This is a genomic window from Vibrio aestuarianus, assembly GCF_028858425.1.
Classification (GTDB): domain Bacteria; phylum Pseudomonadota; class Gammaproteobacteria; order Enterobacterales; family Vibrionaceae; genus Vibrio; species Vibrio aestuarianus.
In genome coordinates, this window is sequence record NZ_JAKNYQ010000002.1 from 192,105 (window position 1) to 211,907 (window position 19,803).

Annotated in this window: 19 protein-coding genes; 7 read left to right on the forward strand and 12 right to left on the reverse strand. The window is 42.3% G+C overall.

What is annotated here, in order from left to right:
• Positions 1 to 83 precede the first annotated feature (83 nt).
• Entirely contained in the window at positions 84 to 1,394 is a 1,311-nt protein-coding gene (gene shyA / locus MCT08_RS14555) for a peptidoglycan DD-endopeptidase ShyA (RefSeq protein ID WP_274678733.1), read from the forward strand.
• A 49-nt stretch (positions 1,395 to 1,443) separates the two neighbouring features.
• On the opposite strand, the gene MCT08_RS14560 is transcribed toward shyA, so the two are convergent.
• The gene (locus tag MCT08_RS14560; protein ID WP_172533295.1) at positions 1,444 to 3,276 is read right to left on the reverse strand and encodes a putative bifunctional diguanylate cyclase/phosphodiesterase; all 1,833 of its coding nucleotides are present in this window, start codon (positions 3,274 to 3,276) and stop codon (positions 1,444 to 1,446) included.
• A gap of 170 nt (positions 3,277 to 3,446) precedes the next feature.
• Positions 3,447 to 4,334 (reverse strand): LysR family transcriptional regulator, encoded by an 888-nt coding sequence (locus MCT08_RS14565; RefSeq protein ID WP_274678734.1) that lies wholly within the window; start codon positions 4,332 to 4,334, stop codon positions 3,447 to 3,449.
• Positions 4,335 to 4,468: 134 nt separating this feature from the next.
• Here MCT08_RS14565 and MCT08_RS14570 point away from each other — a divergent pair, with 134 nt between their 5' ends.
• From MCT08_RS14570 to MCT08_RS14580, 3 genes are all read left to right on the forward strand, one after another.
• Positions 4,469 to 5,665: a multidrug effflux MFS transporter gene (locus MCT08_RS14570; RefSeq protein WP_261918547.1), complete on the forward strand. Its 1,197-nt coding sequence runs from the start codon at positions 4,469 to 4,471 to the stop codon at positions 5,663 to 5,665.
• Between the two features lie 76 nt (positions 5,666 to 5,741).
• Positions 5,742 to 6,092 (forward strand): hypothetical protein, encoded by a 351-nt coding sequence (locus MCT08_RS14575; protein WP_053311670.1) that lies wholly within the window; start codon positions 5,742 to 5,744, stop codon positions 6,090 to 6,092.
• A 103-nt stretch (positions 6,093 to 6,195) separates the two neighbouring features.
• Positions 6,196 to 6,333 carry a hypothetical protein gene (locus MCT08_RS14580; RefSeq protein WP_168524445.1) on the forward strand — a complete coding sequence of 46 codons (138 nt, stop codon included), beginning with the start codon at positions 6,196 to 6,198 and terminating at the stop codon, positions 6,331 to 6,333.
• 106 nt (positions 6,334 to 6,439) lie between these two features.
• On the opposite strand, the gene MCT08_RS14585 is transcribed toward MCT08_RS14580, so the two are convergent.
• Together MCT08_RS14585 and MCT08_RS14590 are read right to left on the reverse strand one after the other, a co-directional pair.
• Positions 6,440 to 7,060, reverse strand: a complete 621-nt coding sequence (locus tag MCT08_RS14585; protein ID WP_171980648.1) for a glutaredoxin — start codon at positions 7,058 to 7,060, stop codon at positions 6,440 to 6,442.
• 59 nt (positions 7,061 to 7,119) lie between these two features.
• Positions 7,120 to 8,004 carry a DMT family transporter gene (locus MCT08_RS14590; protein WP_053311736.1) on the reverse strand — a complete coding sequence of 295 codons (885 nt, stop codon included), beginning with the start codon at positions 8,002 to 8,004 and terminating at the stop codon, positions 7,120 to 7,122.
• A gap of 489 nt (positions 8,005 to 8,493) precedes the next feature.
• On the opposite strand from MCT08_RS14590, the gene MCT08_RS14595 reads away from it, so the two are divergent.
• Positions 8,494 to 9,108, forward strand: coding sequence for a fumarylacetoacetate hydrolase family protein (locus MCT08_RS14595; RefSeq protein ID WP_274678735.1), 615 nt, complete (start codon positions 8,494 to 8,496; stop codon positions 9,106 to 9,108).
• A 52-nt stretch (positions 9,109 to 9,160) separates the two neighbouring features.
• Here MCT08_RS14595 and MCT08_RS14600 read toward each other — a convergent pair whose 3' ends face one another.
• Both MCT08_RS14600 and MCT08_RS14605 read right to left on the reverse strand, forming a co-directional pair.
• The gene (locus MCT08_RS14600; RefSeq protein WP_274678736.1) at positions 9,161 to 9,481 is read right to left on the reverse strand and encodes an AzlD domain-containing protein; all 321 of its coding nucleotides are present in this window, start codon (positions 9,479 to 9,481) and stop codon (positions 9,161 to 9,163) included.
• Complete coding sequence (locus MCT08_RS14605; RefSeq protein ID WP_274678737.1) at positions 9,478 to 10,209, reverse strand: AzlC family ABC transporter permease; 732 nt, start codon at positions 10,207 to 10,209, stop codon at positions 9,478 to 9,480. Before MCT08_RS14605 ends, MCT08_RS14600 begins: the two co-directional genes overlap by 4 nt.
• A 229-nt stretch (positions 10,210 to 10,438) precedes the next feature.
• Between MCT08_RS14605 and MCT08_RS14610 the strand changes: the two genes are divergently transcribed.
• Entirely contained in the window at positions 10,439 to 11,074 is a 636-nt protein-coding gene (locus tag MCT08_RS14610; RefSeq protein ID WP_274678738.1) for a LysE family translocator, read from the forward strand.
• A gap of 59 nt (positions 11,075 to 11,133) precedes the next feature.
• Here MCT08_RS14610 and MCT08_RS14615 read toward each other — a convergent pair whose 3' ends face one another.
• The 5 genes from MCT08_RS14615 to MCT08_RS14635 all read right to left on the reverse strand — a co-directional run bounded on the left by MCT08_RS14615 (position 11,134) and on the right by MCT08_RS14635 (position 16,267).
• Positions 11,134 to 12,837, reverse strand: a complete 1,704-nt coding sequence (locus MCT08_RS14615) for a phospho-sugar mutase (protein WP_274678739.1) — start codon at positions 12,835 to 12,837, stop codon at positions 11,134 to 11,136.
• Between the two features lie 117 nt (positions 12,838 to 12,954).
• Positions 12,955 to 13,836 carry an amino acid ABC transporter permease gene (locus tag MCT08_RS14620; protein WP_171980656.1) on the reverse strand — a complete coding sequence of 294 codons (882 nt, stop codon included), beginning with the start codon at positions 13,834 to 13,836 and terminating at the stop codon, positions 12,955 to 12,957.
• 48 nt (positions 13,837 to 13,884) lie between these two features.
• Positions 13,885 to 14,727 carry a transporter substrate-binding domain-containing protein gene (locus MCT08_RS14625; RefSeq protein WP_172533288.1) on the reverse strand — a complete coding sequence of 281 codons (843 nt, stop codon included), beginning with the start codon at positions 14,725 to 14,727 and terminating at the stop codon, positions 13,885 to 13,887.
• A 20-nt stretch (positions 14,728 to 14,747) separates the two neighbouring features.
• The gene (locus MCT08_RS14630; RefSeq protein WP_168780539.1) at positions 14,748 to 15,548 is read right to left on the reverse strand and encodes an amino acid ABC transporter permease; all 801 of its coding nucleotides are present in this window, start codon (positions 15,546 to 15,548) and stop codon (positions 14,748 to 14,750) included.
• The gene (locus MCT08_RS14635; protein ID WP_274678740.1) at positions 15,548 to 16,267 is read right to left on the reverse strand and encodes an amino acid ABC transporter ATP-binding protein; all 720 of its coding nucleotides are present in this window, start codon (positions 16,265 to 16,267) and stop codon (positions 15,548 to 15,550) included. Before MCT08_RS14635 ends, MCT08_RS14630 begins: the two co-directional genes overlap by 1 nt.
• Positions 16,268 to 16,566: 299 nt before the next feature.
• Between MCT08_RS14635 and aroG the strand changes: the two genes are divergently transcribed.
• Positions 16,567 to 17,619 carry a 3-deoxy-7-phosphoheptulonate synthase AroG gene (gene aroG / locus MCT08_RS14640; protein WP_274678741.1) on the forward strand — a complete coding sequence of 351 codons (1,053 nt, stop codon included), beginning with the start codon at positions 16,567 to 16,569 and terminating at the stop codon, positions 17,617 to 17,619.
• Positions 17,620 to 17,872: 253 nt separating this feature from the next.
• Here aroG and MCT08_RS14645 read toward each other — a convergent pair whose 3' ends face one another.
• A complete protein-coding gene (locus tag MCT08_RS14645; RefSeq protein ID WP_274678742.1) occupies positions 17,873 to 19,738 on the reverse strand; it encodes a coiled-coil domain-containing protein in 1,866 nt (621 codons plus the stop codon).
• Positions 19,739 to 19,803 lie beyond the last annotated feature (65 nt).

Genomic DNA, 19,803 nt, shown 5'->3' on the forward strand with positions numbered 1-19,803 from the left:
CACTGAATGCAATGTGATAGGTGACTTTTACAGCAGAAAGTCTTAATCTTGGAGCACTTTTGACTTAATCAACAGGGTAGATAGTGCTTCCTCGTTCTCTTCTTATGCGATTTTCTGAGCTTTCAATGCGCAAGAAAACCTCAGTGGTAGGTTTGCCCATTATAGCTGCTGCCATCACGATTTCTTCTTCTATTTCGGATACTTCACAGCAACGTAGTATTGAGCTGTCAATTCCAGAAACCCAAATTGTCAGATCGATTTTGTCGGATGCGGTAGACGTTAAAAATCTACCAGATTATGAATATGAGATTCGCTCAGGTGATAATTTAAGTACCATATTCAATCAACTCGGTTTCAAATATCAAGATTTGATGAAAATCATGGAAACCGATTTAAACTACTTAGCACTAGATACCCTCAAACCTGGGAATATTCTAAGGTTTTGGAAAGCGCAAAATGGAGTTGCTCTTTCCAAAATGGAGTTGGAATTTAGTTTGGTTGAACGTGCGGTGTATTCACGTCTCGATGACGGTAGCTACGAGTTTAAGAATGTTACCATTCCTGGTGTTTGGAAAGAATTTGCCATGGTCGGTGAAATTCAAGGTAGTTTTTCTCAGTCGGTCAATTCGCTCGGGTTAGGTAGTGCTGAGATTGAACAAATGGTTTCTCTGTTAAAAGATAAGCTGAATTTTACGCGGGATCTGCGAGCTGGTGACAAATTTGAAGTCGTTCAATCTCGTCAGTTTGTTGATGATAAGCTAACGGGTAATAATGAAATTCAAGCGGTCAAGATTTTCACTCGTGGTAAGAATGTCACGGCTTACTTGCACCGCGATGGTCAGTATTACGATGAAAATGGGGATAGTCTACAGCGCGCGTTTCAGCGTTACCCAACGAAAAACCACCGAATTACCTCTAATTTTGATGCACATCGCTTACACCCTGTAACCAAGCGTGTTTCACCGCATAACGGTACCGATTTTGGTGTTCCCGTTGGTACTCCGGTATTTTCTACGGGTGATGGTACGGTGATCATGACTCGTAAACACCCCTATGCTGGAAATTATGTGGTTATCCAGCACGGTAGTACTTACAAAACGCGTTACCTTCATCTGAGCAAAATTTTAGTTCGCAAAGGGCAAAAAATAACGCGTGGTCAGAAAATTGGTTTGTCTGGAAAGTCAGGACGCGTTACAGGTCCTCATCTTCACTATGAGTTGATGGTGCGTGATCGTGCTGTCAATGCGATGACAGCGAATATCCCGATGGCTAATTCGGTTCCTAAGAAAGAAATGGCGGGTTTCATCGCGAGACGCAATGAATTAGATGAGATGTTGTTAAAGCAAGAACGTAGATACGCAGCGAATGATACACCAGTAAACGTCGGCTCTTAATCCACGGTTTGCATCCATAAAACCTCTTATCGAATACGTGAGAGGTTTTTTATGCCCGGCGTGCTTGTTTGATATTGTCCCAGTGGCTGACGATGGAATGCGGTGTCTCTGGCCGAGAAAAATAATAACCCTGAATTTGATCACACCCCATCGCATACAGTTTTTCGAGCGCTTCTTGGCTTTCAACCCCCTCAGCAATCAAATCAACTTGCAGCTGATTAGCGAGCTGTACAATAAGCCAGACCACTCGTTCTGAAGTTTCATTGCACAACATATTTCTAATGAACGTTGCATCAATTTTAATACAATCAATAGGGTAGCTATGGATATAGTTGAGGCTTGAGTAACCCGTACCAAAGTCGTCTAGAGCGATGGTAAAGCCGACAAACCTTAATTTATCTAAGATATCCAGTACTTCGCTAGTTTGAGAAAGCAGCACGGTTTCAGTGAGCTCGATAGTAAATTCATTTGGCTCAAAACCAAATTGAGCAATAGTTTTCATTAGGTGGTCGATATAACGGTTTGAATTTGACAATTCATAAGCGGAACAATTAAGGCCAAGTTTTACCTTATAACCGAGACCTTTTTCGAGCTCGAGTTTTGCGATACAAGCGAGTTCAACAATTTTTTTACCGAGATCAACAATAAGCCCTGATTGCTCGGCAGCTTCAATAAACTCTAAAGGAGAAATCGAACCAAGTGTTTCACTATTCCAGCGAGCAAGGACTTCAAAATAGTCCCACTCATCATGTGCTCGCCTGACAATGGGCTGTGTAACAACGAATATTTCACTATCACAACCGGGCGCTTTATCCAGTTCATAGCGTAAGGCATCAATGATCTGTGTGCGGCGGTGATATTGTACACTGAGAACACTGTCGTAGCACCTGATGTGTTCTCCTCGCACTTGTTTACAATCTTTCAGTGCCAAGCTTGCATTTAATATCAATTGATCTGAACTGATATTTTCTTGGTGTTTTTTGGCAATACCAATACTAAGGCTCATCTTTATCCGATGTGATGTATCGACGTAGCCGCTTTCAATGCTGCTTATTATGTTTCGACAAATGGCCAGTGGGTCTTTGGAGAAGGTAATGAAGGCAAATTCATCACCAGCAATACGAAAGGCTAAATTTTTTTCAGGAATATGTTCTAGTATTGTATTTGCAACAAATTTAATGACTTGGTCACCGATGTAATGTCCATATAAATCATTGATAGATTTAAAGTTATCAATATCTAAGTACGCTAAAGTAAACGGTTCATTGACGGTTTCGATCAAACGCTCTAATTTGTCTGAGAGATAACTGCGGTTCATTAAGTTTGTTAGGTTATCGTGAGATACTTCGTGGCTGAGCTGGTTAACAAGGCTATCTGAACGTTCACTGAGCCACTTATTACGTAGGCTGTGTACCACCATACTGGCAATAATGCTGTGATACTTTACGATAGGGTGTTCATCGTCAACTGGCGAGCAGAAAGTAGACACTAGGATGCCTAACACTTCTCCATTTTTAGCACGTAGTGGGATACCGATGTAAGACTCAATATGATTTTCACGAAGAAAATTATCATCGGGGAAAATTTTAGCCACTTGTGAAGGGTATAAGCAGTATTCTTGCTTCGATTTACCCACTTGTTCGCAAGGAGTGTTCTTCAGTTGATAGCATGTATCGTTGATAAGCCGGTTTTCACAGGCATAAGATAAGGTATGGGCTTTGTGATGCAGTTTATCCAGTTCGATAATGCATGTACAAAAACTTTGAAAATGGGTATGCAGTACCAAAGTTGCTCTATCGAATAGCTCGTTATTATCAAGTGCCAATAGCTCGTTTATGGTATCCAGACTAACTGCATCTCTAGCCAATGATGTCTTAGTCATAATGTTGCACTCAGTTTATTTTAATAATATGCACTTAGTTACTATGGTGCAGGTTAGTCTATTTTTCCAGCAACTTTGGTTACGACTTTAGGTGTAGAAAGTGAAAGTGGCGTTCATTCAACCGCTTAGACAAAATAATTTTTTGTGACTAATGGGTTGCAAAATATTGGCTATAGAGTGAGTTGAGGCGGCAGCTTTTCTTTTAAATAATTGAGGAATAACTGAGTTCTGGTATGCTGATAATCAAGCTTCGGATAATAAGCGTAAACAGTGGCTTGATCGATCATTACATCAGGTAATATTCGAACTAAAGTTCCAGAGCTGAGTTCTTCTTTGATCATCACGTTGTTGGTAACAATGACTCCCATGCCATTTTTACCTGCATAAAACAGTGCTTCTGGATTGGTCGTTGCGAAATTGCCTGACAAAGAAAGACGTTGGCCGGTGGATGTTTTCAGTTCCCGCGACGTATATTCTCCCCATATCAGAATGTTATGTTGTTCGAGTTGATCCGCATTTTTGGGCATTCCATATTTCTCAATATATTGAGGGGATGCGTAAAACCCAGCTTTGTGTTCAAACAATGGGGTAGCTTTGAAGCTTAACGAGTTGAGCTGCTCTATTTCACGGCTGATAAATAAATCTAAATGTAATTCAGGAAGTTGGCCTGGTGTAGTGGTGGTAAGTTGAATGCGAATGTCTGGGTAGCGTTGTAGGAATTCATCCAAATATTGCATGAGAAACTTAGAGCCGACCGAAAGCGTTGCGCCAATTTTTAATAAGCCTGCGGGGGTTTGATTGACCGAACGGGTTTCATCGACCACAGACTGCCAACTGTCTAACTGTGCTTTAGCGCGTTGGTAAAATAATACACCAGCTTCAGTTTGAGTGACGGAACGTGTGGTTCGTTTAAGCAGTTGTACGCCAATCCTTTCTTCTAACAAATGTACACGTTTGCTGACGGCTGAGCTGGTAGTATTGAGTTTACGAGCGGCGCCGTTAAAACTGCCATCTTCCACCACTCTAATATAAGTTTTAACACTTTGTATCCAATCCATATTTACCTCATTAATTCCCAAAGGGAACCAATCCATTTCCTGAAAGCTAAATTATCATGTATGAGTTGCCAATATATACTGAAAACCTTTCGTAATACCACTTTTGCCACTGATAAAGGCCAACTCACTTACCTATGAATAGCGCTGGTAGCACATCATTTAAGAAAACCCCCATGTTACTTGCGATGATGATCATTGCGACGGGACAAGTCGGGGTGAGTATTTATTTGCCTTCATTGCCACTCATCAGTCGAGATTTGATGGTAGATCAAGCTGCAGTGCAACTATTGGTGACCTTGTTTTTGCTTGGGTTTGGTGCCTCTCAACTCTTTTACGGACCGTTATCTGATGCAGTAGGAAGGCGGCCTACTTTCATTTTAGGGCAAGGTATTTACCTAGTTGGCACTGTGCTCTGTGTTTGCTTTTCTGATAACTTCACTATGTTAGAAGCCGGACGTTTATTACAAGGTCTTGGGGCTGGTAGTGCTTCAGTTCTTGGGCGTAGCGTATTACGAGATAGTTACGACGGCTCACAACTGACCAAGGCGTTGTCTTATATCGCGATCACCGCTTCAGTGATGCCGATCATCGCCCCAGTGATGGGCGGATGGATAGCATTTCACTTAAGTTGGCATGCCGTTTTTGTCTTCGTGTTGGCTTATATTTGCGCTATTTTTATTTTAGGGTTGTGGGTACTACCTGAAACATTACCGTATTCTAAGCGTAGATTTGAACCGAGCAAAATTTGCCATAATTATTTGCTATTGATTAAAAACCCACAGGTATTGAGTAGTGCCAGCTACAACTGGATTAGTTATTTATCGAGCTTAGTAACGTTATCTGTTTTACCTTTCTTGTTACAGAATCAACTTGGCTTAACGGCTGCTGAGTATGGCACTGTGATGATTGTTCCCTCGGCTGGGTTGATGATCGGCAGTGTTTTGGTTAATTTACTTAATGGTCGTTTTTCTTCTCGGCAATTACTGATGTTAGCGATAATACTGATGTCATTTGCTGGAGCGTGGTTGTTAGCCACACCGTTGAGTGTATTTAATTTAGTTTGGGCGTTTACTTGGTTGACCATTGCCCAAGGTATTTCTTTTCCTTTATCAACCAGCATGCTGCTTGCTCCACATAAAACGCAAGCAGGCTCGGTTTCTGCTTTGTCGGGCTCAGTTCAAATGTGTTTGGCTGGGTTACTCGGTGGGCATCTTGTTAAAGTTTGGGTGACTAATCAGCCAGCTTTAGGCATCTTCTATTTGGCCACGGGGTCGTTGATGTTACTGGTTCTATTGTCATCCCAGCGTCACTTGCAAACCGAGTTCGCCTAATTTTTCTAGGCTTACTCATCCATATTGATCTGGTTTAGATATATAATCTCCAATACGTTAACCGATGGAAATGAGAATGCATCAAGAAGAATTTCAGGCACTAGTCAAAGAACTGTGTGAACAGAAAACGTTACCTCAAGCATTAGAAGTACTAAAAACCAATGAAGATCAAGAGATTGCTGAGGCTGCGCAGTCATTAACTGGGCAATTTGCTTTGGCGGAAGTTGATGGTGAACAACGAATTTACCATGTGATCATTCAAGAAAATGAGCAAGGTGAAGAGGAAGAGTTTGTTGAGCACATCATGAATGAAGGTGACGATGTGATCAAATTTATTGCGTGGTTTTTTGATGCGATGTTTGAGGTCAAACAAAAAGAGACTTATTTGTCGGCTGGCAAGACTTACAAGCAACCCAAACGTAGTTGATTGAAATTTAATTACTTAAAAGTGTGATATTTGTCTTGTTTTATTGGTTTTTATAGCTACAATCTGCCTCAGTTAAGTAATTAAATTACATTTGAGGTGATTCATGGGTTATGAATTAGGTGGAGCTTACGTTGGACAAATCATTGCTAAAAAAGCAATGTATGACTCAATGAATGGTAAGCCACAAGCAAAGAAAAAGTCTTTCATTAAGGCGTTGGTTAAGAAGTTTAGCCACAAATAAACGATGACGAATTAAAAGCCCCAGCCTATCACTAGGCTGGGGCTTTACTTTATCTATTCAATGTAAACTGAGACTGTTGAGATACTAATGATTGTCTAGGGTAGTGTTATCGATTAGCGGTTACCTTTCCAAGGTCGAGCACATTATCAGGCACGGTATCCAATTTTTTTTCTTTCAGCCAACTTTCCAACTTATCGCACCCACCAATATAACGATCATCCAACCAGATCTGTGGGACAGTCACAGGCGTTTTAGGACCAATAATTGCTTTGACTTCAGGGATCATTCGATACAAAGCGGCACTTTCTTTAACGACATCATGGTAGGTATATTCAATACCAGCCTCATCGAGCAACTTTTTCGCTTTAATACAGTATGGGCATGTTGCTTTACCATAAACAATATTGCCTTTTAAATTATCACGCTGAGCCCACTCGTTGATCACAGCTTGAACTAAGACTCCACGGTTCAAAGCTTCACCCTGGCTAACAACTTTTCCCTCTATCACTAGAATCGGTGCATGCCATGCCCCTAATTTGAGCGGCTCCCACCAGTGAGAAAGCCAATCCTTCACTTCAAGTTCAACAGCAACATCCACCAATTCGTTGTTAAAGGTGTCAGTTAGAATATCTTTGGTTAGCGTGCACTCTCCACAAGGGATATTGACTTTAAATGGTCCCCAACTGCCAGCCCAACGGTATAACGTGATTTTAATGGGTTCCGCCATTGTATTTTCCTCAACAATCTTCGCTTAAAGAATAGGAAAGGCTTATCACACCTTTTATTTCAGCGTGATGATTTTTTTGTTTCCCAGCGAGTAATAAAGGCAACCGAAGCAATGATGATAGCTGCGCCTAGCCATAAACGTCCTGGTGGTGCCCAACCAAATACAACCCAACCAGCCAGCACATTTAATGGCAATTTTGCGTGATCAAACGGTTGAACAAAAGAAGCATCGGCAACGGCATAGGCTTTGACAATAGCCCATTGAGCTAATGCTGTCATTGCACCGGCGAAAAGTAATATTAGCCATAATGTATTGCCTTCTGGAGTTTGCCATTCCGGTAGTGCTAATAAAAGGTTAAAGGGTGTTATAAGCACTAACAAGTAAACGACCATGGTTGAAGGTGAATCTTCAGAAGAGAGTTTTTTTACCATTAATGAGTAACAAGCCCAGAAAAAAGCAGCCCCCACAGGGAGTAGTGAAGCCCAATTAAAATTATCAGCCCAAGGCTCTAGAATGATCATCGCGCCAATAAAGCCAGTTAGTGTTGCTCCCCAACGAGCCATCCCCACTTTTTCTTTTAAAAAGAGCCCAGAGCCAATGGTGGCGAAGAGCGGCGATGTCATTAATAGGGCAATACCTTGCCAAATAGGTACAGGATAGGCGAGGGCCCATAACCAAAGCTGAATACCGATAACGGATAAAAACACACGGAAAATATGTAACCCCAAATGTTGGGTACGGAGTGAGCGACGAATGCCGAGTGTTGATAAATAAGGCAAGATCACTACCAGTGCAATAGCGTATTGGATGAGTGCAACAGTGGTGGATGACAGACCATAATTGATACTGGCGACTTGAGCGAGGCTATTAACTATCGCAAAAGCGAGTCCGGCAAGCAGCATCCAGCTTGCTCCTTGGAGTGGGTGATGGTGTTTTAGGCTCATATAAATCGTACAGACATGAAAAGTGGTTGAATCATACTGATTTATCATGATTAAACCAATCAAGGATTTCTCTTTGTTACTTGAGGCTATAGCGTTAGTTGCTTAGAAATTGAATGATCTGGTTTATAAATGGGAGAGGTGTTTGTATCAAAAAAAACCTCCCATAGGGAGGTCAAAGAACATGAATTTGCCAGTGTTCTGCCTAACACTGAAAAGAAGCACAAACGCTGCCGTGCATTTGTATTTTATAGATAGCAGATGGCGTGCCAGTTTTTAACTGTTTGAAAAATAATAATATTTTTTTATCCGTCTCGAAGAGTGAACTAAGGTAGTGCGATATGTGTTATTGTGGTGCAAGAATGGATAGTCGCGATTGGCTCGCTTTGAGTTGAAGATCTTACTTTTGATATTTGAATCATCAAATTTATTTCCTAGTTAGGAATATCGGTTAAACTCTGCGCTCATCTCATTCATATCAAGGAAGATTGTATGTATTCAGTCCGTTTGGGTGACCAACGAATCTCCCCTTCAAAAGTACTGTGTATTGGTCGTAATTATGTTGAGCACATTAGAGAGCTCAACAACGCTATACCAGAGCAAATGGTAGTATTTAACAAGCCGAATACCAGCATTACCACCACCTTGACTTCTTTCCATCAAGAATCATTGCATTATGAAACGGAAATTTGTTTTTTAGTTGAAAACGGAAAGTATTCAGCGGTTGGTTTGGGTTTGGATCTCACAAAGCGCGAATTGCAATCAAAGCTTAAAGCGAAAGGATTGCCATGGGAGAGAGCAAAAGCGTTTGATGGCTCAGCAGTATTCAGTCGATTTGTTCCGCTTGATGGTATCGACATCAATAGTTTGCAGTTAGAGCTATTCATCAACTGCGTTCGAGTTCAGTGCGGTGGTGTCAATCAGATGCTTTATTCACCGACCACTATTTTAGAAGAGCTCAAATCCTATACTTCGTTGCGTGATGGCGATGTGATCATGACCGGCACTCCTCAAGGTGTAGGGGAAGTACACCGTGGTGATGTATTTTTAGGACGTTTAAAATCCGCTCAAGAAACTCTTATAGAAATTGAATGGTTAGCTGAATAATGGTGCGAGTGGAGATTCCAACCAAGTCTTATTTAGGCGTTAACCACGACTATTAATGAGTGAAAATTATCAAATTAAGTACCAGAAATACCACCATGCTAGCGACCGTGGTTAGAAGCACATTCTTGGTTTTCCAAGCAATCAATCCCGCGAGTGCTGCTGCCCATAAATAAGGATTGTGCGCATTAATCCATAAATCGGTCTCTGGCATAAATACGATGGGCGCCCATATGGCAGTCAATACCGCAAGGCTTGAATAGCTAAGTAAACGTTGAATAGCAGGACTGAGTAGCAGTGGCAGCTTGGGCTCTAAAAACAGGTAGCGACTGGTAAATACAAGCGCGGTCATCGCAAGAATAGAAAGCATAATCATGATGATTTCCCTCTGCGAGGTTCAAGCGCAAGTTCAGTTACATAACCCGCGCACATAGCTCCAATACTGGCAAACATAAGGCTGCCGTTCACGTTGCACATTTTTAATGCAACAGAAAGTATCAAAGCGGTTAGCACTGCCATGAACACTGGTAAGGTTTTCACGTTGGGGATCACAATGGCAATGAAGGTTGCAGCAACCGCAAATTCTAATCCAAGTTCGTTTAAGGAGGGAATATAGCTGCCTGCAATAATACCGGCTAGGGTGGCTAGGTTCCAAATGAGGTAAAAGCTAAGTCCTGCTCCTAATGCGTACCAGCGGTTAAACTGCTTTTCGTCATGCTGCCCGCAAATCGCGAACAGTTCATCAGTAAGCAAAAAACCTAAAATTATGCGCCAGCGCATAGGGAGTAGGCTAATTTTGCTGCGCATCGATACGCTGTACAAAAAATGGCGAGACGTTATGAAAAATGTGGTGATTAGCATGGTGAACAACCCAGCCCTCGCTTTGAACATGCCGGTAGCCACTAACTGCGCAGAGCCTGCAAACAAAATCGCAGACAAGGCTTGGCTTTCAAATGGAGATAAGCCAGTTTCTATAGCAAATGAGCCGGCAAGTAATCCCCATGGTAAGACGGCAATACTTAGTGGCAGCATGGCAAGTGTCCCTTGCCAGAAACAATATCCCTTAGAGGTTGGGTGTTGATTATCCAAAATCACGGTACTCATCAAAAATCCTTATTCATACTAGTGAACATATCAAGCTACGAAATTTGATCAAGTGATTGTATTACATGATGAATCTACGAGGATAGAAAACAGCGCTGTAGTGTTACTCTTCGTTCAGTTTGTGTGAAATAATAATCTAACAATGTCGTTTAAAGTGGTTTTTGGTGGTGGTAATAATGAAATTGTTGCTATAAAATCCGCCGCTTCTTGTTTTTAATAAAATCTCATCATGATCGATATTTCCATCTTGCCTGTTTATCTTACGGCAGTGATTGCCCTATTGCTGCTTCCTGGACCAGATATGTTGCTGATCGCCAGTTCAAGTATGAGCTACGGGCGACGTGTAGGCATTTTTGCAAGTTTAGGTAATGCTACTTCGGGCATCATTCTGACGCTACTTGCCGCGTTGGGGGTATCTGCGTTAATCGCCATGAGTCCTTTAGCGTTAAACGTATTGCATTTTTTAGGTGGTGCGTACCTGCTAAAAATGGGCTGGGATTGCTTGCGTGCAACCCCGGAAGATATGCCTGATCTTGATAACGACCATAAAATGGCGGCTCAGTTCTACCAACGTGCTTTGGTTAGTAACTTACTCAACCCCAAGGCACTGGTATTCTTTGTCATGTTTTTACCGCAGTTTGTCTCAAGCAATATTGGTGCAACCTCGGGTGAACAAATGTTCGCGTTAGGACTGTTACTGAATATTCTTGGCTTGACGTTTAATTTTTTATTGGTCGCATTGGCCGGAACGTTTGGACGTTCCTTGCTAGAAAATGAGAAGTTTCGAACTAATCAGCACAAGTTCATGGGCGTTGTTTTTGTGTTACTTGCTTGTTGGATGCTCAGCTCTTTTATCGCTAAGTAGTCAAATTGCCAGTGAAAGCGGCATAACCGCTTTCACTACTGCGCAATATCAATGGTTTTTTACAAACTGCGTTGATGCTCGGCAATCAACATTGCCATTTGTTCATCTGCCTTTCGCTGAGCAGAGGCGAAATCTTCATCTCCTTCAAAAGTGCCGACCACTTCGTAGTAACATTTTAGTTTCGGCTCAGTTCCAGAAGGGCGAACGATCACTCGCGCCCCACCTTCTAGATGATAGGTGAGCACATCGCTAGCGGGTAAGTTGATCACTTCGTTTACTCCGCTGCTGATATAGCGAATCGATGATTTTAGATCTTCAATTACCAACACTTTGCGCCCTGCAATTTCTGTCGGAGGTTGTGCGCGAAGTTTATCCCCCACCGGCGGCGAATTTGGATCTAATTTGATGCTGCGCTGTGCATTGACGTACAAACCATGTTGGCGATAGATCGCTTCTAATTGATCCCAAATGGTCTCGCCTTGGCTGTAGAGCTCTGCGGCTAATTGAGCAAAAGCGACCAATGCCGACAGGCCATCTTTATCCCAAACAGTACTACCGATGGTGTAGCCTAAGGCTTCCTCATAAGCGAATAAGAATTGATGATCATCATTTTGTTCTTGCATGGCCACATTGGTTAACCATTTAAAACCCGTCAGCGTTTGGAAGTATTTCGCCCCCATTGATTGAGCGATTTCTCCAAGTAAACTGGATGAAACAATGGTGTTACCGACTAATTGTTTTTTAGCTTCACTTTTCGATAATAAGTAGTGCCCAAATAAGATGCCAACTTGGTCACCAGTCAACATTTGATAAGTGCCATCGGCTTTTCTTACGCTAACGGCAAATCGGTCAGCATCAGGGTCGTTAGCACAAGCGAGCTCGGCACATTGCGCATGAGCAAGCGCGGTAACCATATCCATTGCCCCTAATTCTTCAGGGTTAGGGAAGTTGACGGTCGGGAATCGGCCATTAGGTTCGCGCTGTTCTTTTACACTACTGACGCGAGTGAAACCTGCATCATGGAGTAACGTTTCTGCCATTTCAGCTCCGACCCCATGCATCGCTGTGTAAGTGATGGCGATGCTTTTGGGATCAGAATGATGGTTAAGCAGTGGATTTTTGTTGATTGTCTGGCGATACGTTTGGTAATAATCGTCAGTCAGCCATTCCAGTCGCCCTTTTTTATGAGCTTCTTCTAGGGGCATTAGAGAAACCGCTCGCGTTGCTGCTAGGTCAATTTCCGAGGCAATACCGCCATCATGAGGTGGAATAATTTGCGCGCCATTTTCCCAATACACTTTGAACCCATTGTATTCTGGCGGGTTGTGGCTGGCAGTCACCACCACGGCAGCGGCTGCGTTAAAATGTTTAACGCCAAATGCTACTACGGGGGTAGGGGCGACTTTATAAGTAAGGTAAACCTTAATGCCCAATGCGGTCAGTACAGAAGCGGTATCATGCGCAAATTGTTGTGAATCTGGTCGTCCATCATAACCGATCACTACCCCGCGGCTTTTCGCATCAGCTATTTTTTGAATTAAGTAGTGCCCTAAGCCCGTTGCGGTTTCTTGAATGACAAGGCGGTTCATGCGATTAGGCCCACATCCCACTTTGCCACGTAAACCTGCGGTACCAAATTCAAGGCGTGATTGAAAGCGCTCTTTAATGGCATCAAGTTGCTGCTCATCAATTAATGATTGAAGCTCTTTACGCGTTTTAGGATCGGGATCTTTTTCTAACCACTCGGCAACGTATTCCATCATGATTCTTACCTGCTTAATGTCGATTGATATAGATTTTAACTGATATTCATTCTCAATTATGGGGTCGCAATCGCTAAATATTCAAGAATTAAATGTCAGTTGCCGATCTTAAACGCATCAAAGGTGGCGCAAACTGTGTCTCTCAAGGCGCTTAAATAGCAATGACAGGGTTAGGCATATGGCTAGGTAAAAGCTACCCACCAGCAACCAAATTTCAAAAATCAACCCTGATGAATTGGCCATTTCAGTGCCAACAAACGTCATTTCTTGGATAGAAATAAGCGAGACAATAGAAGAATCTTTCACCAGCGAAATAGCTTGTCCTGCTAATGCTGGCGTAATGGCACTGAGCACTTGCGGAGCAATGATATAGCGATATTTGACCCAAGGAGAAAGTCCGAGAGAATGCGATGCTTCCCATTGACCTTGCGCAATACCTGCCAGTCCGGAACGGACTACTTCAGCAATGTAAGCCGAAGAGAGTAGGCCAATACATAAAATGCCAGAAAGTAAGTTTTCCCATAAATGAGCAGGGCCAAACAGTAGTTGTTGAATGGTATTAATTTGCCCATGGTGATCACGCAGTAAAGTGTCTAACCCAAGCAAAGGGATCAACTGGTTGGAGATGAAAAAGTAGAAGATAAAGACAAATACTAATGGCGGGATATTACGCACCAACTGCACAAAGGCATTAGCGGGCAGTTTAAACAAAGGATTATTTGCGTGACGAGCCACACCGAGTAGCGTGCCAAGTACTAGGGCAAGCAACATGCCCCAAATGCTCAAGCGTAAAGTAGCAGCAAGCCCTTGAAAGAAATAGGGCGTACTGCCGTCTGCTTTTGGTGTGAATATCAGAGCAAAAGCATCGTTCCAGCGCCAGTGGTAGTTCACACCAACATCTGCGCGGTAGGTCAACCACAGCGCGAAGCAGGTAAATAACACCAGTAATAAGTAATCTAGCTTATTGAGCGATAGGCGTGACACCTTGGGTGGGCTCATCGTTTTAGTGGTCAATGCTGTCGTTGTATTCACATTTGTTCCCTAGCATCATTGCCCTGAAGCAATTTGCTTTTGCCAATCTAGCGTTGAGAACCAATATTCATAACGCTCACTGAGCCAACCATCGGCAGTGCGAGCTTCAATCCATTGATCAAAAAAGACTCTTTTATCGTTTTCACCCAGACGAACAGCAAAAGCTTCATTGCCTTTTGATAAACGTTCGCTAAAAGGAATAAACAGTTTATCACTGTGTTTGACCGTTTCATGTTCTGGTTTAGGGCTAGAGGCAATCACTGCGTGAGCATTACCATTGAGCACTTCTTGGAACGCTTGCGCATCGTCATCGAATTGCAGAACTTTTGCTTTGGGAAAGGTTTCACGTGCGACTTGCACTGTAAACGCGCCGCGGCGAGCCGCAATTTTCACTTTGCGAGAGTTAAAGTCATCAAAAGTTGAAAAGCCAGTCGCGAGTGCTTTGCTTGCCGCAAGTTGTACCCCTGAGTGAGAATAAGGGGCGCTAAATAGTACGCTTTTTGAACGTTCAGGTGTGACAGACATACCACCAATGATTACATCAAATTTTTTGGCCAAAAGTGCGGGGATAATTCCATCCCACGCTGTCGGTACAAATTCAACTTTCCAACCTGAGTCCGCAGCTAAGCGTTTAGCGACATCAATTTCAAAACCGATCAATTCACCTTGCTTATCGCGCATTGCCCAAGGTACAAACGTCGACATGCCTACACGTAGCGTGCCTCGTTCGTTGATTTTATCTAGGTTAGGCGTGTCACTTGCGGTCGCTGGTAGTGAGACGGCCAATCCCAATAGTGCACTGAATGCAATACTCAAAAAGCCTCGTTTTCGCCAGCTTATTTTTCCATATGGTTGCATGCTATTTCCCTTCTTCTGGTTCATTTTTGAGAGCGCCACTGAGCGCCCAGTTTATGTTCTAGCCAAGCTGAAAGCCCCGATAAAGAAAGCGTTAACAGCAAATAAATACCCGCGACGGTAAACCAAATTTCAAATGGCATAGCGGTTTCAGACACGATGTTTCTACCTTGTGTGGTGAGGTCGAAAATCGCCATTACACTGACTATTGAAGAGTTTTTAATTAACGACACTACTTCATTGGTCAACGGAGGTAATGTACGTTGAAGTAGTTGCGGGAGGATCACATCGTAGTAAGTATAAAAGCGCGATAACCCGAGTGATTGAGACGCCTCAAACTGACCTTTGGCAATACTGTTTAATCCACCACGAAACACTTCAGCGGTGTACGCGCCTTGAAACAAGGACAAAGCAACAACAGCAGTGGAAAAGCGATCCAGCCCAATAACGGGACCAAACACAAAGTAAAGCAGATAAATTTGAACCAGCAAAGGTGTGTTACGGATAAGCTCGATATAACCATTCGCTAATAGCCGTCCAACGATAGAGTTTGAGAGCTTTAATAGTGCTGTCGTAAGCCCAATCACCAGTGTTAAAAACAGACTGATGGCAGAGATTTGTAAGGTAACCACTAAGCCCTCGATAAGCTCTGCAGGCCACCATTCACCATCTTCATAAAATGCAATGTAGTCAGGAACACGCTCCCACTGCCATTGGTAGCCCATCGCTTGAGCCCCAGAGTTGAGTAACCACATCATACCTAACAACAGTAGTACCATTTGTGCAGCAGCAGACAGCACAGGTTTGATCATGACTTTTATCATCAGTGACTGAGGATTTGTTTGAGAAACTGTTGTGTTCTAGGGTGTTTAGGTTGGCTAAACAGCACCTCTGGTGTCGCAATTTCCAAGATTTCTCCTTCATCCATAAAGATAACGCGATCTGCCACTTTGCGCGCAAAGCCCATTTCATGAGTCACGCACATCATGGTGATACCATCTTGAGCGAGATCGACCATGACATCCAACACTTCTTGAATGGTTTCAGGATCAAGCGCAGAAGTGGGTTCGTCAAACAGTAAAATCTCTGGCTGCATGCACAGTGAGCGAGCAATAGCGACGCGTTGTTGTTGGCCGCCAGACAGTTGCACCGGGTACTTATCGGCTTGCTCAACAATATTGACGCGCTCTAGAAAATGCAGTGCGCGTTCCCTTGCTGCGGATTTTGAGAGTTTCAAGGTGCGAATAGGAGCAAGTGTCAAGTTTTCGATAACAGTTAAATGCGGAAACAGATTGAAATGTTGAAAAACCATACCGATTTTCCCTGCTGATAATGAAGCGTTTGATTGAGCTGAGCGCAGTGTAATACTGCCCTCAGTAATGGCTTCTAGCCGGTTTACAGTCCGGATTAACGTTGATTTTCCAGAGCCGGAGGGACCACAAACGACTAATATTTCACCACGTTGGACTTGCAGCGTAATATCTTTTAAAGCGTGAAAATCGTTATACCATTTATTGACGTTACTAAATTCGATCACGTTCATTGTTGAACTTCTATTTTTATTTGTTATTCATCTACCTTAGCAATATCAACAAGATATTGCACTCTTGAGACAGCATAAAGCAAAAAATCTGACAACAGTATTCCATGTAACGAATTTTTTACATGATGCTTGTTTTGTAAAAAATACAATAATATTGCCTTTTGATGAAAATAATGATTGAAGTTGAGGTTTTTAGTGGATAAGTTACAAGGGAAGGCCGAAAGCAAGGCTGCAAATTAGATTCGCCATCGCTGTTCATATGGCAGGCAGTAGAAAGAATAGAAAGGAAGAAGTAAGCAATGTTCCAGACCGATGATGTAAAAATTAAAAGAGTTAAAGAGTTATTACCCCCTGTTGCCGTTTTAGAAAAGTTTCCAGCGACAGAAATTGCTTCTTCAACCACATTTCAAGCACGTGAAGCGATCCATAACATTCTGCAAGATAAAGATGATCGCCTATTGGTTATTATTGGTCCATGTTCAATTCATGACCCTGAGGCGGCGGTTGAATATGGTAAGCGACTGAAAGTATTGCGTGACGAGTTGGGTGATCGCCTTGAAATCGTGATGCGCGTATATTTTGAAAAGCCACGTACCACGGTGGGTTGGAAAGGTTTAATTAACGACCCTTACCTAAATGATACCTATAAAATCAATGATGGTTTACGCATGGGGCGTAAATTGTTGCTTGATTTAACGGATATGGGCATGCCAACAGCCAGTGAATTTTTGGATATGATTACCCCTCAATATGTGGCCGACCTTATCAGCTGGGGCGCTATTGGTGCTCGTACAACAGAATCTCAGGTTCACCGAGAGCTAGCTTCTGGACTTTCTTGCCCAGTTGGCTTTAAAAATGGTACGGATGGCAATATAAAAATCGCTTCCGATGCGATCCGCTCTGCCAGTGCTTCACACCATTTTTTGTCAGTGACGAAGTTTGGCCACTCTGCCATTATTCAAACTGCGGGTAATCCAGATTGCCACATTATTTTGCGTGGTGGTAAAGAGCCAAATTATAGTGCACAACACGTAGGTGTGATTAAGCAAGAGCTTGAAGCGTCGGGTTTACCACAAAAAGTGATGATCGATTTCAGCCACGCAAACAGCTCGAAAGACTACAATCGTCAAATGGTGGTGGCACAAGATGTGAGTGAACAGCTTGCTAATGGTGAACACGCTATTTTTGGGGTGATGATTGAATCTCATCTTGTGGAAGGTCGTCAAGATTTAGTCGATGGTTGCGCTGCAACGTACGGGCAATCGATTACTGATGCGTGTATTGGTTGGGATGATACAGAAGCCGTTCTTCGTCAGTTAGCTGATGCAGTTCGAGCACGTCGCTCACGATAATTACTAACCATTCTATATTAATGAGGCTCCCATTATTGGGAGCCTTTTATATTGTATGAGACCAGCCTTATTAACAGTGGGTTCATCTGTTATTTTTATAGAAGGAAAATAAGTCGATATACCCTTCCTATTTGAAGTTGCAGCAGTGTTGGTTACGTTTGGTCACCCCAATCACATAGTTTATCTATGCTCATGGGGGTGAACTCACTTGCCGCCTACCTGCAACTTCAAGTTGTTTGGGTATAGTTCACTGCTAAGCTTGTGGTTCGGTAGTCAATGTGAACGTTATTTCCCCCTTATTTTTTATGGTTACTTTTTCACGGTAATACCTGAGTATTTCTTGATGAGGATCATCTTCATATTCCATCTCATATTTTAAATCGCTTATCTTTTCATCTGGTAAAAATTTAAATAAATTAGCTATCACACAGTTAGGAAAGTTCTTGGAGGTTTCTCCGAAACCATCTGGTGGTACGTTTGGTAATGATTCTAATAATACCATCTGATCTTCAGTATTTGCAGTCTCTATGGGCTCGGGGAAATTCGTTGTAGCTGGAGGAGCAAATTCTTCTACCTTAATTTTGGCTACATAAAGACGATTATCATATATAACTGACTCTTGAAACGTGCCTTCTTTAGGATTTGCTGTTATGAAATGCTTACTCATTGGTGATTTCACCATATTTATCTTAACTAATGGCTTTTGCGTCTTTAACGTAAAGCATTTAAGTGTTTCTAGCATCATTACTGGTGGTTGGTGTCGAGTGGCTGAGTTTTGTAATGATGCATCCAACTCCTCTTCAAGTTTAGCTCCCTCTTCTGATAGTTTAGCTTTCTCTTCTTGTGATGTTACCTTTTCTCGTGATGTTGCTTCCACCCTCATACGAAGATCTTTAAGCTTATCGTGCTGATGACTGCTGGATTTGGCCGTAGTCGTCTTTGTTTGCTGAGTTAAATCAGCTGCAGTACCCTTGAGTTCTGCTTTATCATCCTTGAGTTCTGCTTTATCATCCTTGAGTTCTGCTTTATCATCCTTGAGTTCTGCTTTATTCTCTATGTATAGACTTATTTTCTTCTCTGTATTACCTTCCGTTAGTTTGAGTGCTTTGTTCAAAAGTTGTTGATAATGTTTGTAGTTGGATAATGTGCGGTATTCACTTTTTAAGTGTTCCAATCGATTCCTTGATGATGATAACTCCTTCTCAGCTTCATCGATTTTCCTAGAATATTTCGCTAATTGATGTTCATCCTCTCTTCTTCCAGTATTAAATGAATATTTCGACCTACGATTCTCTAACCTTTTTATCTCATTCTCTTGTGCAGTAATAGTTTTATTAAGTGTCTGTTGTCGTTGAATTACATTGTCGATGTTATCACCTATCTTAGCGAGCTGTGTATCAGCATATTTTGATAACCATTCTCTGGCATTTTTTGGGTTCCATTTTGTTATTTCTGTTTCTTTTTTATAATCGGTAATAACAGGAAATTCTGTATCTTGACCTGCGCTCATGCGTATTTTTTTAATACATTTTTCTATCTTTGTGACCGCCGATGATGTAGTGAATTCTTTTCTTCGGACCTCTTGTTCAGCAATTTCACTTATTTCCCTCATCTCAGATACGTGGACTTCCCTAGGAGTCTCTCTGTTAATCTCTGAGTAATATACTGTGTGTTGTTCCCCTGGTTGTACTACATAGAGTGATTTCGCATGACTCCTTATCAAAGCATCACAGTCAATGGGGGTAACACCACTTTTATCAACCATTTTTTCCAGTCCCTTACAGTGAGGATTATGGTCAGCTGGTACACGAGTTGATAGCGCTGCATATGCGTTGAAAGTTGCTATAAAGTCCTCAGGAATGTAGATGTATGCCAGTTTAGTCTCTTCGGTTTCCTGTACTACAAAGGGTTTAATTGGCTTACTCGCAGTTTTGGATGTTGTAGCAACAGATGCTCCTAAATGATTCGTACTTTCTGATTTCGAGCGTACCGCAGGAAAAACTTGTTCATGTTTAGTTTTTTGTCGCACACTGTGTACCATGAGGTCGGGAAGAGTATTTGTTGCTGTTTCTGCGGTTCTTGATTGAATGGCAGCGGATGTGGATGGTGGTGGAAACATGTTCTTTACCTAATGGGTGTAATTTATATGCCACTTGTTTAATTGTAGTTATTGTTTCAATTTAT

Excerpts from the sequence above, each read along its gene's own strand:
- MCT08_RS14610 (WP_274678738.1), top strand. The coding sequence starts at position 10,439 with ATGATCGATATTTCCATCTTGCCTGTTTATCTTACGGCAGTGATTGCC.
- MCT08_RS14605 (WP_274678737.1), bottom strand. The coding sequence starts at position 10,209 with ATGAGTACCGTGATTTTGGATAATCAACACCCAACCTCTAAGGGATAT.
- MCT08_RS14580 (WP_168524445.1), top strand. The coding sequence starts at position 6,196 with ATGGGTTATGAATTAGGTGGAGCTTACGTTGGACAAATCATTGCTAAA.
- MCT08_RS14585 (WP_171980648.1), bottom strand. The coding sequence starts at position 7,060 with ATGGCGGAACCCATTAAAATCACGTTATACCGTTGGGCTGGCAGTTGG.
- MCT08_RS14595 (WP_274678735.1), top strand. The coding sequence starts at position 8,494 with ATGTATTCAGTCCGTTTGGGTGACCAACGAATCTCCCCTTCAAAAGTA.
- aroG (WP_274678741.1), top strand. The coding sequence starts at position 16,567 with ATGTTCCAGACCGATGATGTAAAAATTAAAAGAGTTAAAGAGTTATTA.
- MCT08_RS14575 (WP_053311670.1), top strand. The coding sequence starts at position 5,742 with ATGCATCAAGAAGAATTTCAGGCACTAGTCAAAGAACTGTGTGAACAG.
- MCT08_RS14630 (WP_168780539.1), bottom strand. The coding sequence starts at position 15,548 with ATGATAAAAGTCATGATCAAACCTGTGCTGTCTGCTGCTGCACAAATG.
- MCT08_RS14635 (WP_274678740.1), bottom strand. The coding sequence starts at position 16,267 with ATGAACGTGATCGAATTTAGTAACGTCAATAAATGGTATAACGATTTT.
- MCT08_RS14565 (WP_274678734.1), bottom strand. The coding sequence starts at position 4,334 with ATGGATTGGATACAAAGTGTTAAAACTTATATTAGAGTGGTGGAAGAT.
- MCT08_RS14645 (WP_274678742.1), bottom strand. The coding sequence starts at position 19,738 with ATGTTTCCACCACCATCCACATCCGCTGCCATTCAATCAAGAACCGCA.
- MCT08_RS14620 (WP_171980656.1), bottom strand. The coding sequence starts at position 13,836 with ATGAGCCCACCCAAGGTGTCACGCCTATCGCTCAATAAGCTAGATTAC.
- MCT08_RS14625 (WP_172533288.1), bottom strand. The coding sequence starts at position 14,727 with ATGCAACCATATGGAAAAATAAGCTGGCGAAAACGAGGCTTTTTGAGT.
- MCT08_RS14560 (WP_172533295.1), bottom strand. The coding sequence starts at position 3,276 with ATGACTAAGACATCATTGGCTAGAGATGCAGTTAGTCTGGATACCATA.
- MCT08_RS14600 (WP_274678736.1), bottom strand. The coding sequence starts at position 9,481 with ATGATTATGCTTTCTATTCTTGCGATGACCGCGCTTGTATTTACCAGT.
- MCT08_RS14570 (WP_261918547.1), top strand. The coding sequence starts at position 4,469 with ATGAATAGCGCTGGTAGCACATCATTTAAGAAAACCCCCATGTTACTT.
- MCT08_RS14615 (WP_274678739.1), bottom strand. The coding sequence starts at position 12,837 with ATGATGGAATACGTTGCCGAGTGGTTAGAAAAAGATCCCGATCCTAAA.
- MCT08_RS14590 (WP_053311736.1), bottom strand. The coding sequence starts at position 8,004 with ATGAGCCTAAAACACCATCACCCACTCCAAGGAGCAAGCTGGATGCTG.